The organism is Spiribacter curvatus, assembly GCF_000485905.1.
Lineage (GTDB): Bacteria > Pseudomonadota > Gammaproteobacteria > Nitrococcales > Nitrococcaceae > Spiribacter > Spiribacter curvatus.
This window is the reverse complement of sequence record NC_022664.1, coordinates 478,577-491,525: the sequence shown is the minus strand read 5'-3', so window position 1 is coordinate 491,525 and position 12,949 is coordinate 478,577. Positions and strand designations below refer to the sequence as shown.

Genomic DNA, 12,949 nt, shown 5'->3' with positions numbered 1-12,949 from the left:
TCCGGGGACGCAAGCGTATACCGCCGCACGCCGACTGCAAACCGCTTCGCTATGTGGAAGTACCGCACTCGTCCGCGGTCTGGACATAGTCCACGACCTCCATGCCGAAGCCGGACAGCCCATACATGATTTTCGGCGAGGAGAGAACGCGCATCCGCCGGATCCCCAGATCAGTGAGGATCTGCGCACCGACCCCGTAGGTCCGAAGCGCTTCGCTCTCGTCTGTAACCGGCCGTGGCTCGGGAGTGATCTCGCCGCTCTGCGAGAGCACCTGGAATTCGCGCATCCGTGTCAGCACCTCCGACCGGTCGCTGGCACTGCGCAGCATGAGCAGGCAGGCCGGATCACTGCGACTGCCGGCGATTTCATCGAGCGACTGACGCAGCGACCAGGTCTGGTCAGGCGCGATCGCGCCGAACAGATCCGAGAGGGTGTTCTCAATCTGCACCCGCACCAGCGCCGGCTCTTCCGGATCGGTCTGCCCCCGCAGTAGCGCGAAATGCAGCGCCCCATCCACCACGTCCTGATACGCGTAGAGGTGGAAACGCCCATGTTCCGTGGGCAATTCACAGTCGGCGACACGCTCGACCGTGCGCTCATTATGAATCCGGTAGGCAATCAGATCGGCAACCGTACCAATCTTGATGCCATGCGCCTGCGCGAACTCCACCAGGTCATCGCGGCGGGCCATGGTGCCATCCTCATTCAGCACTTCGACAATCACTGCCGCCGGTTCAAAGCCCGCCAGACGCGCCAGATCGCAGCCCGCCTCGGTATGCCCGGCCCGCGTGAGCACGCCCCCGGGCTGGGCCATGAGCGGAAAGATATGCCCAGGCTGGACGATGTCCTCGGGCTTTGCCTGAGGTGCCACCGCTGTCTGGATCGTACGCGCCCGATCAGCCGCTGAAATCCCTGTGGTGACCCCCTGCGCGGCTTCGATGCTAAGGGTGAACTGCGTCCCCTGATGATCGCTTGAGCCGGTCACCATCAACGGCAGCCGCAACTGCTCACAGCGCTCGCGACTGAGGGTCAGGCAGATCAGCCCGCGCCCGTAGCGCGCCATGAAATTGACATCATCCGGCCGCACCATCGAAGCGGCCATCAGCAGATCACCCTCGTTCTCGCGATCCTCATCATCGAGCATCAGCACCATGCGGCCGGCACTGATATCGGCAACGATTTCATCGATGCTGTTGAACGCCATGACTAGTCCCTCAGAAACCCATTACGCCGCAGCAGGGCCTCGCTGACCCCGCCAGTGGATGCCGCCCCGCTGCCCTGCAGCAGGCGCTCGAGGTAGCGCGCCAGCAGATCGACTTCGAGGTTGACCGGCTGTCCCGCCTGATAGGCCCCGAACGTTGTGACCGCCGAGGTATGCGGGACGATATTGACATCGAACTCGGCACCGTCGACGCCATTGACCGTGAGACTGATCCCCTCGATGGCGATCGAGCCCTTCTCGGCAATGTAGTGCGCGATCGCCGCCGGTGCTCGAAAGCGCCAGCGCTCCGAGCGTCCATCCGGCGTCCGCGAGACCACCTCACCGACACCGTCGATATGGCCGCTGACCAGATGACCACCAAGCGGCGTGGACAGTGTCAGGGCCGGCTCCAGATTGACGCGGTCGCCGGTCTTCAGCCGCCCAAGTGTGGTGCGCTCCAGGCTCTCGACGGATACGTCCGCCGCAAACCCATCGGCGTCGATCTCCACCGCCGTCAGACAGCAGCCATTGACCGCCATGCTGTCGCCGATCTGCAACGCGGTCAGATCAAGCCCGTCGACCGCAAAGCGCATGCGCCGGTCGGCCCCTGTCTCTCGGCTTTCCCGTAGCGTGCCCACGGCCTGAATGATGCCTGTAAACATTTACCCTTCCTCTGCGTCGTCGCGCATGGCCATCGTCAGTCGCAGATCATGACCCACCCGCCGGGTGTCCAGCCACTTCAACGCGATGCGATCGCTCATTGCATCAAGCCCCGGCAATGTCAGTAGCGGTTGACCCTGATGCCCCATCACATGAGGGGCCACATAGATCATCAGCTCATCGACCAGACCAGCCTGCAGCCAAGCCCCCGCGAGTCGTGAGCCAGCCTCGAGCCACACCTCATTGATATCGGCACTGGCCAGGGCCTCGAGGACAGCCTTCGGGCTGACATGACCATCCGCCCCCAGTGCGACCTGCCATAGCTCAGCACCGGCGTGGATCCGATCGGCCTCGCGCGCCGGCATGGTTCCGCCATGGACCAGCACGACACCGCGCTCATCGGCGAGAAGCCCGGCATCCGGTGGCGTGCGCAGATCGGTATCGACCACAATCCGCCGCGGCGCCACGAAGTCGCCGTCCACGTCGCGGACGGTGAGCGCCGGATCATCGGCGATGACGGTGTCCACACCGGTGACGATCGCGCCACTACCCGCCCGCCAGCGGTGGACATCGCGGCGGGCGTCCGCACCAGTGATCCAGCGGCTTTCACCGGACGCCATCGCTGTTCGGCCATCCACACTGGCGGCGAGTTTGGCGCGGACATAGGGTCGGCCAACCCGCATGCGCCGAAAGAAACCCGCGTTGAGCCGTTCGCTCTCGGCAGCCATCAGGCCAACGGCCACCGCCACACCGGAGGCACGCAGGCGATCGAGGCCGCACCCCGACACGCGCGGATTGGGATCGGAGGCACCCGCCACGACCCGCGCAATACCCGCCTCGATCAGGGCGTCCGCGCAGGGCGGTGTGCGGCCGTAATGGCTGCATGGTTCGAGGGTGACATAGGCGGTGGCGCCAGCGGTGTCATCCCCGGCGGCGCGTAGCGCAAGCACCTCGGCATGCGGCTCGCCCGCGCGCACGTGCCATGCCTCGCCGAGGCACACCCCATCGCGAACCAGTACACAACCCACCCGCGGGTTCGGGTCAGCCGTCCAGCGCCCGCGTTCGGCGAGCTGCAGCGCTCGGGCCATCCAGGCATGATCGGCGGCACTGAAGTCGCTCACGACGAGGAGCCATTATCCGCCAATCGGGCATCGCGATCCTCAAGACCTTCGATCACCTCGCGGAACGCGCTGACATCCTGGAAACTGCGATAGACCGAGGCGAAGCGGACATAGGCCACTTCGTCGAGCTCGCGGAGCTCTTCCATGACCCAGTCACCGATGGTGCTGGCATTCACTTCGCCATCCCCGAGAGCCTGCACGCGCTGGCGAATGCGGCTGAGGGCGGCCTCGACCGCTTCGGTGGCGACCGGACGCTTCTCCAGCGCCCGCATCATCCCATTCCGCAGCCGCTGCTCGTCGAACTGCACGCGTGTCCCGTCACGCTTGACGACCCGCGGCAGCAGCAGCTCCGCGGACTCATAGGTGGTGAAGCGCTCACTGCAGCCGCCACATTCGCGGCGCCGACGCACCTGATCACCCTCGCTGGCGAGGCGCGAATCGATCACCCGCGTGTCCTGCGTCTGACAGAAAGGACAGCGCATGCCGTGCGCTCAGGCCTGCAGGGCTTCGTAGACCGGGAATCGCCGACAGATGTCGGTTACCTGGTCGCGGACGCGGTCACGCACCGACTCGTCGTTCATATGGTCCAGCACATCGCAGATCCACCCCGCGAGCTCACGACTCTCGGCCTCCCGGAACCCCCGGGTGGTGATCGCCGGCGTGCCGATCCGCAGCCCTGACGTCACGAACGGCGACTGCGGATCATTGGGCACCGTGTTCTTGTTGACCGTGATATGGGCATCCTCCAGCGCCGCATCCGCCTCCTTGCCGGTCAGCCCCTTATTGACCAGATCCAGCAGAAGGAGGTGGTTATCCGTGCCGCCGGAGACCACATCATAGCCACGCGCCATCACCGTTTCGGCCATCGCCCGGGCATTGGCGATGACCTGTTCCTGGTAGCCGCGGAACCCCGGATCCTGCGCCTCGAGAAACGCGACCGCCTTGCCGGCGATTGCATGCATCAGCGGCCCCCCCTGGGTACCCGGGAAAATCAGCGACTGCAGCTTTTTGGTGACGTCGGGATTCTCCCGCGCCAGGATCAGCCCTCCACGGGGACCACGCAGGCTTTTATGAGTCGTCGTCGTCACCGCATCGGCGTACGGCACCGGACTCGGGTAGACGCCCGCTGCGACCAGTCCCGCGATATGCGCCATGTCCGCAACCAGCCACGCACCCACTGCATCGGCAATCGCGCGGAAGCGCGACCAGTCGATGACCCGGGAGTAGGCAGAGAAGCCGGCGACGATGATCTTCGGCTGATGCTCGTGCGCCAGCCGCTCGACCTGCTCATAGTCGATCTCACCGGTATCCGAGGTCACGCCATACTGGACGGGGCTGTAGATCTTCCCCGAGAAATTGGGCTTGGCCCCGTGGGTGAGATGCCCACCATGATCGAGGCTCAGGCCAAGCAGGGTATCGCCGGGCTTCGCCAGCGCCATGAACACCGCCAGATTGGCGCTCGAACCGGAGTGCGGCTGAACGTTGGCGTAGGCCGCACCAAAGAGTGTCTTCGCCCGCTCGATCGCCAGGTTCTCGGCGATGTCCACGTACTGGCAGCCACCATAGTAGCGCTTACCCGGGTAGCCCTCGGCATACTTGTTGGTCAGGACACTGCCCTGCATCTCCAGCACCCGCGGGCTGGCGTAATTCTCCGAGGCGATGAGCTCGATGTGCGTCTCCTGCCGGTCGCGCTCCTTATCGATGGCGGCGGCCAGCTCCGGATCGAAACCGGCAACGGTCATGTCGGTGGAATACATGCCTTTCCTCGTCGTGATAGGTAACGGGTTAGAACCGCATATCGTAGCGAAATTCCACGTTCCATGCATTGATCGGGTGCTTCTCTCAACGGCCGAGAGTTCGTAGACTGACGCGATGGCACAATATATCTACACAATGAATCAGGTGGGCAAGGTCGTCCCGCCGAAAAAACATATCCTCCGCGATATCTCTTTATCATTCTTCCCCGGTGCAAAGATCGGCGTACTGGGCCTCAATGGCTCAGGCAAATCGACGCTTCTGCGCATCATGGCCGGACTCGACACCGAGATCGAGGGTGAGGCGCGGGCTCAGACCGGGACGCATATTGGTTATCTCTCCCAGGAACCCGAGCTCGACCCGGCGAAGGATGTTCGCGGCAACGTCGAAGAGGGCGTCGCCGACACCAAGGCCCTGATCGATCGCTTCAACGCGGTCTCCGCCCAGTTCGCCGACCCCGATGCCGACTTCGAGGCCCTGATGGCCGAACAGGGCAGACTGCAGGATCAGATTGATGCCGCCGATGCCTGGGATCTGGATCGCAAGCTCGATCAGGCCGCCGAGGCACTGCGACTGCCGCCATGGGAGGCCAATGTCGACAAGCTCTCCGGCGGAGAGCGCCGCCGCGTCGCCCTGTGCCGGCTGCTGCTCTCCAACCCGGACATGCTCCTGCTCGACGAGCCCACCAACCACCTCGACGCCGAGTCGGTGGCCTGGCTGGAGCGTTTCCTGGCCGAATTCCCGGGGACCGTGGTGGCTGTCACCCATGACCGCTACTTCCTCGATAACGTCGCGGGCTGGATCCTTGAACTCGACCGCGGCCACGGGATTCCCTGGCAGGGCAACTACTCATCGTGGCTGGAGCAAAAGGACAAGCGCCTTGCCCAGGAGGCGCGCGAGCAGGCGGCGCACCGCAAGGCGATGCAGGCTGAACTGGAATGGGTGCGCAGTAACCCCAAGGGGCGCCAGTCGAAGAACAAGGCCCGACTGAAGCAGTTTGACGAGCTCCAGTCACAGGAATTCCAGGCGCGTAACGAGACTAACGAGATCTATATCCCACCGGGTCCGCGGCTCGGTAATGTCGTGGTCGAGGCGAACGGCATCCGCAAAGGATTCGGCGACACCCTGCTGGTGGATGACCTGTCCTTCTCGCTGCCCCCTGGCGGCATCTGCGGCATTATTGGTCCGAACGGCGCCGGTAAGACGACGCTGTTCCGCATGATCATCGGTGCCGAGGAACCGGATGCCGGTGATCTGCGACGCGGCGAGACCGTTGATCTTGCCTATGTCGATCAGAGCCGTGATCACCTCGATGACAGTCGAACCGTCTGGGAGGAGGTTTCCGATGGTCACGACATCCTTCAGGTCGGCCGATACGAGGTGAACTCCCGTGCCTATGTCGGGCGTTTCAACTTCAAGGGCCAGGATCAGCAAAAGCGCATCGGCGAGCTCTCCGGGGGGGAGCGCAACCGTGTCCATCTCGCCAAGCTGCTGCAGCGTGGTGGCAACCTGCTGCTGCTCGACGAGCCCACCAATGACCTCGACGTCGAGACGCTGCGGGCGTTGGAAGAGGCGCTGCTGGTCTTCCCCGGATCGGCCATGGTGATCTCCCATGACCGCTGGTTCCTCGACCGGATCGCCACCCATATTCTTGCCTTCGAGGGCGACAGCCAGGTTAATTTCTTCGAGGGTAACTACCAGGAATACGAGGCCGATCGCCGGCGCCGGCTCGGTGATGAGGCGATGAACCCGCACCGGATCAAGTATCGGCGGCTCGCCGGCTGATGGCGGCCGATCATCCGCGCACAGCCACGCTGCTCATGCACTGCCCGGACCAGCCGGGCGTGGTGGCGGCCGTGACCCGGTTTCTGGCCGGCCACGGCGCCAATATTGTTGACCTCGACCAGCATGTAGACCGCGCTGACGGTGTCTTTTTCATGCGGGTACGCTGGGAGCTTGAGGGCTTCACCCTCGATGCCGGGGCTTTTTCACAGGCCTTTCAGACCACCATCGCCGATCCATTTCAGGCGGTCTGGCAGCTGCATGACAACGCCCGTCCTCTGCGGATGGCACTGTTTGTCTCGAAAATGTCGCACTGCCTCTATGACCTGCTGTCACGCTGGCAGTCGGGTGAGTGGCGCGTCGAGATCCCGCTGATCATCAGTAATCACGACACGCTTCGTCCGGTGGCCGAGCAGTTCGGCATCCCCTTCCACTGCTTCCCGATCAGCGCCGATAACCGGGCCGACCAGGAAGCCGCGGAGGTCGAGCTACTGACGCGCCATGAGGTCGATCTTGTGGTGCTGGCGCGCTATATGCAGATCGTCGGACCAACGCTGATCGATGCCTTCCCGCAACGCATCATCAACATTCACCACTCGTTCCTTCCCGCGTTCGCCGGCGCCAGACCCTATCATGCGGCCCACGCACGGGGCGTGAAGATCATCGGCGCCACCAGTCACTACGTCACCCTGGATCTCGACGCCGGCCCGATCATTGAGCAGGATGTGACCCGGATCACCCATCGGGATTCAGTCAAGGCATTGGTGCGCAAGGGGCAGGATCTGGAAAAGCTCGTTCTCGCCCGCGGTATCTGGGCCCATCTCCAGCGCCAGACGCTGGTCTATCAAAACCGCACGATCGTATTCAGCTAGTGCAATCGGGCTCGCGACCGGCTGCGACTGCCTGCTCGTAGCGGTAAACCGCGGTCGGCATGGCCGATCGCAGATCCTCGATGCGGGTCGAGCGTGACGGATGCGTAGACAGAAACTCCGGCGGTGCCTCGCCGGCGGTCTGGCTCATATTCTTCCATAGCTGGATGCTGGCGCGGGGATCAAAACCCGAATCGGCCATCAGCCCCAGCCCGATCTCATCCGCCTCTGACTCATGGGTCCGGCTGAATGGAAGGATAATCCCGACCTGCGCGCCAACGCCAAGCGCAGCCATCGCCCGCTGGCGCTCGGGATCGTCACCGGCAGCGACCTGCAACGCACCCAATCCCAGCGCCGTGGCAACCTCAGTCGACATCCGCTCATTGGAGTGCTGCGCCATTACATGGGCGATCTCGTGGGCAATCACCGCGGCCAGCTGATCCGCATTCTCGGTAATCTCCAATAGCCCCGTGTAGACCCCCATTTTGCCACCCGGCAGTGCAAAGGCATTGGCCTGCCCGCTATCGAACAGCGTCACCTCCCAGCCCTCCTCGGCGTATTCGCTGGGCACCTGGGGGGTGATCGCGGCCGTCACACACTCGACATAATCGACCTGTCGTCCGGCATCGATGGTGGGTTCGGTCTCTTTTATCTGGCTATAGGCATCGAGCCCCATGGTCCGGATCTGCGAATCAGGCATGAACTGCAGCTGTGGGCGCCCAGTGGGGGAGGTCGCACAGGCGGCCAACACCAGCACTCCGGCCATCAGCACCAGCGACCGCAGACGCCTAGCGCTCATCATCGTCCCCGGGACGCGGGAATTCCACCGGTGGCTCTATGGGCGGTGGACCGACCCGACCCTGGGCAAGGATCTGGCGCGCGATGGTCGCCATACCCACCACCAGCGCGAACAGCCCGACCATGCCGAGCGGCGCGGACGACACGAACGGTGTGTTGAAGACGAACCAGAGCCCGGCCCCGAGCGCGAACCAGCGTGCCGCGAACCGGCCACAGTTGTCGCGACACCAGCGCGCCCGTTCATCGGCTGTCGCCGTCGCCAGTGGCGGCTGGCGCAGGTTCCAGATCACCGACGCATAAGCGAGTATTGAACGGATCCAGTGGTTCATGTCTGTATTATGCATCGCCATTGGCTGGGGTAAAGCGTCCAATGTCGTATACTTGGGGTTCATCCTTGATCTGCGGAGAAGATTTGATGCCGGATCGCGTCCAGCGACTGCGGGAAGCGCTTGCCGAGCGCATTCACCTCCTTGACTGTGCCATGGGCACCATGATCCAGTCCCACGCGCTCTCGGAACCGGACTTCCGTGGCGAGCGGTTCGTCGATCATCCAAAGGATCTGAACGGCAACAATGACCTGCTCGTTCTGACCCAGCCCGATATCATCGACCAGATCCATCGCGATAATCTGGCCGCCGGCTCGGATATCGTTGAAACCAACACCTTCTCGGCGACCACCATCGCTCAGGCCGATTACGGTCTCGAGCATCTGGCCCGGGAGATCAACGTCGAGGCCGCCCGCATCGCCCGAGAGGCCTGCGATGCCTTCGAGGCCGAGAATCCACGCCGACCCCGGCTGGTCGCGGGTGCGATTGGCCCCACCAACCGCACCGCCTCGATCTCCCCGGATGTCAACGACCCGGGTAAGCGTAACGTCAGCTTCGATGAGCTCGTCGTTGCCTATCGCGAGGCAGCCGAGGGGCTGATCGAGGGCGGAGCTGATCTGCTGCTGATCGAGACCATCTTCGACACCCTGAATGCCAAGGCGGTTATATACGCCCTCGAGCAACTCTTCGCCGATCGCGGCGAGCGCTGGCCGGTCATGATCTCCGGGACCATCACCGACGCCTCCGGTCGCACCCTCTCGGGCCAGACCACCGAGGCGTTCTGGAATTCGGTCCGTCACGCCCAGCCCTTCACGGTGGGTCTCAACTGCGCACTGGGTGCCGATCTGATGCGTCCCTTCGTCAAGGAGATCAGCCGGGTCGCCGACACCTTCGTCACCATCTACCCCAACGCGGGGCTGCCCAACGAGTTCGGCGAATACGATCACTCCGCCGAGTTCATGGCCGGGATCATGAAAGAGTTCGCCGAGAGTGGCTTCGTCAACATCATCGGCGGCTGCTGCGGCACCACGCCCGAGCACATCCGCGCCCTCTCCCGGGCCGTGGAGGGCATTCCGCCACGCCCGATCCCGGCGCCGGAGAAGGCGATGCGCCTCTCCGGCCTTGAACCCTGCAATATCGGTGACGACGCCCTGTTCGTGAATATCGGCGAGCGCACCAACGTCACCGGATCGGCGCGCTTCAAGCGACTGATCATGGAAGGCGATCACGACACCGCGCTGGAGGTCGCGCGGGATCAGGTTGAGGGTGGCGCCCAGATCATCGACGTCAACATGGACGAGGGCATGCTCGATGCCACTGAGGCCATGGAGACCTATCTCAAACTGGTCGCGACCGAGCCCGAGATCGCCCGCGTGCCGGTGATGGTCGACTCGTCGAAATGGGATGCGATGCTGGCGGGGCTCAAGTGGATCCAGGGCAAGTCGGTGGTCAACTCCATCTCGCTCAAGGAGGGCGAGACACCGTTTCTCGAGCAGGCGACCGATCTCAAGCGCCACGGTGCCGCCGTGGTGGTCATGGCCTTTGACGAACAGGGTCAGGCGGATACCTACGAGCGCCGCATCATGATCTGCGAGCGAGCCTACCGGCTGCTCACCGAGCGGATCGGGTTCCCGGCGGAGGATATTATATTCGACCCGAACATCTTCCCCGTTGCCACCGGTATCGCCGATCACGATCGCTATGCGGTCGACTTCATCAACGCCACGCGCTGGATCAAGGACAATCTCCCCCACGCCAAGGTGAGCGGCGGGCTCTCCAATCTGTCGTTCTCGTTCCGCGGCAACAATGCGGTGCGCGAGGCCATGCATTCGGTGTTCCTCTACCACTCGATCCGCGCCGGTCTGGACATGGCGATCGTCAATGCCGGTCAGCTCGAGGTGTATGACGACATCGATCCCGAGCTCCGCGATCATGTCGAGGACGTCGTACTGGCGCGACGCGAGGATGCCACCGAGCGCCTGCTGGATCTGGCCGAGCGCTACAAGGGCCAGGGCGGTCGGAAAAAGGAAGAGGACCTCGCCTGGCGGGAGCAGCCGGTCGAAAAGCGCCTCGAGCACGCGCTGGTGAAGGGTATCGCCGATTACACCGACGACGACGTCGAAGAGGCCCGTCAGCAGGTCAAGCGCCCCATCGAGGTGATCGAGGGACCGCTGATGGATGGCATGAACGTTGTCGGTGATCTGTTCGGGGAGGGCAAGATGTTCCTCCCGCAGGTCGTGAAATCGGCCCGCGTCATGAAAAAGGCAGTCGCCTATCTGCTGCCATATATCGAAGAGGAGAAGGCGGCGAACGGCGGCGGCGATGACGAACCCGCCGGCCGGATCCTGCTGGCAACGGTCAAGGGCGATGTCCATGATATCGGCAAGAACATTGTCGGCGTTGTGCTGCAGTGCAATAACTTCGAGGTGACGGATCTCGGGGTAATGGTTCCCGCCGAGCAGATCCTCGACACCGCCGTTGAGAAGAACGTCGATGTGATCGGTCTCTCGGGGCTGATCACGCCATCGCTGGACGAGATGGTGAACGTCGCCAAGGAAATGCAGCGCCGCGGCATGTCCACCCCGCTATTGATCGGCGGTGCCACTACCTCGCGCGTCCATACGGCGGTCAAGATCGACCCGCGCTATGACCAGGACGTCATCTACGTCAAAGATGCTTCGCGGGCGGTGGGCGTGGCCAGCAACCTGGTCAGCGACACCCGCTATGAGGCGTTTGCCGCCGACCTCCGCAGCGAATACGAGCGGGTCCGGAAACAGCACGCTAATCGCCGCCAGCGTCAGCAATGGCTGGGCATCGAAGCGGCCCGCGCCAACCGCACACCCATCGAGTGGACGGACTACCAGCCAATCCGCCCCAATCAGCCCGGTATCCACGAAATCCAACCCTCGCTCGAGGAGCTGGTCGACTATATCGACTGGACACCGTTCTTCCACGCCTGGGAGCTTGCCGGCTCTTACCCGAAGATCCTCGACGACGAAATCGTGGGCGAGGAGGCGCGGAAGGTGCATGCCGATGCGGTCGCGATGCTCGAGCAGCTGGTCGACGAAAAGTGGCTCACCGCGCGCGGTGTGTATGGCCTGTTCCCCGCCAATGCAGTGGGCGATGACACCGAGATCTATGCCGACGAGGATCGCAGCCAGGTCATCACTACGCTGCATCATCTACGCCAGCAGAATGAAAAGCCCGATGGCCGGCCCAACCAGTCGCTGGCCGATTTTGTCGCCCCCCGCGAAACCGGTCAGACGGACTGGATCGGAGCCTTTGCGGTCACGACGGGGCTGGGCATTGATGCCCCGGTTGCGCGCTTCGAGGCAGACCATGACGATTACAATTCGATCATGGTCAAGGCGCTGGCTGACCGGCTGGCGGAGGCCTTTACCGAAATGCTTCACCAGCGGGTGCGCCGTGAGTTCTGGGGTTATCAGCCGGACGAGGCCCTCGACAACGCCGATCTGATTGCCGAGCGGTATCACGGCATCCGTCCTGCGCCGGGCTATCCAGCCTGCCCGGATCACACCGAAAAAGACCGCCTCTGGTCGCTGCTGGACGTCGAGAACCGCATCGGTCTGAAACTCACGGAAAGCCGTGCGATGTATCCCACAGCAGCGGTCTCGGGCTGGTATTTCGGGCATCCGGACAGCCGCTATTTCGGCATCGGGCGGATCTATCGCGATCAGGTCGAAGACTATGCCCGGCGCAAGGGCATGCCGGTCGCGGAAGTGGAGCGCTGGCTCGCGCCCAACCTCGGGTATGAACCGATACAGGACTGATTTGCATCATTGGTGCAGTTCGGCAGACTGGAATGACTTTGAACGCAGAATCGAGGCTGATCATGACCCCACAGACTGCCCCCCGGGCGCTGGCTGCCGCCCTGTTCCTCGCGATGTCGCTGCTCATGGGTGGCATCGCCAGTGCTCAGAGCGGCAATACCGACCCTGCCCTGGAGCCACAGGCCGAGCGCCCCCAGGCGGAGGTCAAGGCCCGCCACGAGGACTGGATCGTGCGCTGCCAGCCGGCACCCGAGGATGCCTTCGGCGCTGAAGAGTTCTGCGAGATGTATCAGCAGGTGAGTGAGCAGGAGAACGATCAGACGGTGCTCGAGGCGGTCATCGGCTTCCCGCCGGATGCAGAGCGCCCGGTGGCGCTATTCAATCTGCCCCTCGGGATGCTTTTGCCACCGGGTGTTCAGCTGCGCATCGACGATGGCGAAGCGGAACGCTTCCCGGTGCAGATCTGCCTGCAGGCCGGTTGCCGCTCAAGCATCGAGCTCACCGATGATCTGGTCAGCCAGATGCGGGCTGGCGAACGGGCCACCCTCACCATCGCTGATCCGCAGAATCGCGATGTCGAGATCCCGCTGTCACTGCTTGGCTTCAGCGCCGCGCTCGATGAAGTCAGCGCCAGCGGCCGATAGAC

General features: G+C 63.5%; 11 protein-coding genes. 4 read left to right on the top strand and 7 right to left on the bottom strand.

The genetic code is table 11. The features are described from left to right. Positions 1-49: 49 nt before the first annotated feature. The 5 genes from SPICUR_RS02430 to glyA are packed head-to-tail and all read right to left on the bottom strand — an operon-like array spanning position 50 to position 4,739. Positions 50-1,204: a bifunctional 3,4-dihydroxy-2-butanone-4-phosphate synthase/GTP cyclohydrolase II gene (locus SPICUR_RS02430; RefSeq protein WP_023365699.1), complete on the bottom strand. Its 1,155-nt coding sequence runs from the start codon at positions 1,202-1,204 to the stop codon at positions 50-52. 2 nt (positions 1,205-1,206) lie between these two features. Continuing rightward, a complete protein-coding gene (locus SPICUR_RS02425) occupies positions 1,207-1,863 on the bottom strand; it encodes a riboflavin synthase (protein WP_023365697.1) in 657 nt (218 codons plus the stop codon). Then, the gene (gene ribD / locus SPICUR_RS02420) at positions 1,864-2,982 is read right to left on the bottom strand and encodes a bifunctional diaminohydroxyphosphoribosylaminopyrimidine deaminase/5-amino-6-(5-phosphoribosylamino)uracil reductase RibD (protein WP_023365696.1); all 1,119 of its coding nucleotides are present in this window, start codon (positions 2,980-2,982) and stop codon (positions 1,864-1,866) included. Further along, positions 2,979-3,464, bottom strand: a complete 486-nt coding sequence (gene nrdR, locus SPICUR_RS02415) for a transcriptional regulator NrdR (RefSeq protein ID WP_023365694.1) — start codon at positions 3,462-3,464, stop codon at positions 2,979-2,981. Before nrdR ends, ribD begins: the two co-directional genes overlap by 4 nt. A gap of 9 nt (positions 3,465-3,473) precedes the next feature. Beyond that, a complete protein-coding gene (glyA, locus tag SPICUR_RS02410) occupies positions 3,474-4,739 on the bottom strand; it encodes a serine hydroxymethyltransferase (RefSeq protein WP_023365692.1) in 1,266 nt (421 codons plus the stop codon). Positions 4,740-4,854: 115 nt separating this feature from the next. Between glyA and ettA the strand changes: the two genes are divergently transcribed. Next, the gene (gene ettA / locus SPICUR_RS02405; RefSeq protein ID WP_041381602.1) at positions 4,855-6,522 is read left to right on the top strand and encodes an energy-dependent translational throttle protein EttA; all 1,668 of its coding nucleotides are present in this window, start codon (positions 4,855-4,857) and stop codon (positions 6,520-6,522) included. After that, positions 6,522-7,391: a formyltetrahydrofolate deformylase gene (gene purU / locus SPICUR_RS02400; RefSeq protein WP_023365688.1), complete on the top strand. Its 870-nt coding sequence runs from the start codon at positions 6,522-6,524 to the stop codon at positions 7,389-7,391. The genes ettA and purU overlap by 1 nt, the downstream gene beginning before the upstream one ends. Here purU and SPICUR_RS02395 read toward each other — a convergent pair. Further along, positions 7,384-8,187 carry a M48 family metallopeptidase gene (locus SPICUR_RS02395; protein ID WP_041381600.1) on the bottom strand — a complete coding sequence of 268 codons (804 nt, stop codon included), beginning with the start codon at positions 8,185-8,187 and terminating at the stop codon, positions 7,384-7,386. The genes purU and SPICUR_RS02395 overlap by 8 nt on opposite strands. Beyond that, positions 8,177-8,536 carry a hypothetical protein gene (locus SPICUR_RS02390; RefSeq protein ID WP_023365684.1) on the bottom strand — a complete coding sequence of 120 codons (360 nt, stop codon included), beginning with the start codon at positions 8,534-8,536 and terminating at the stop codon, positions 8,177-8,179. The genes SPICUR_RS02395 and SPICUR_RS02390 overlap by 11 nt, the downstream gene beginning before the upstream one ends. A gap of 65 nt (positions 8,537-8,601) precedes the next feature. Here SPICUR_RS02390 and metH point away from each other — a divergent pair, with 65 nt between their 5' ends. Next, positions 8,602-12,303 carry a methionine synthase gene (gene metH, locus SPICUR_RS02385; RefSeq protein ID WP_023365682.1) on the top strand — a complete coding sequence of 1,234 codons (3,702 nt, stop codon included), beginning with the start codon at positions 8,602-8,604 and terminating at the stop codon, positions 12,301-12,303. 62 nt (positions 12,304-12,365) lie between these two features. Beyond that, positions 12,366-12,947 (top strand): invasion associated locus B family protein, encoded by a 582-nt coding sequence (locus SPICUR_RS02380; protein WP_023365680.1) that lies wholly within the window; start codon positions 12,366-12,368, stop codon positions 12,945-12,947. Positions 12,948-12,949: the final 2 nt, after the last annotated feature.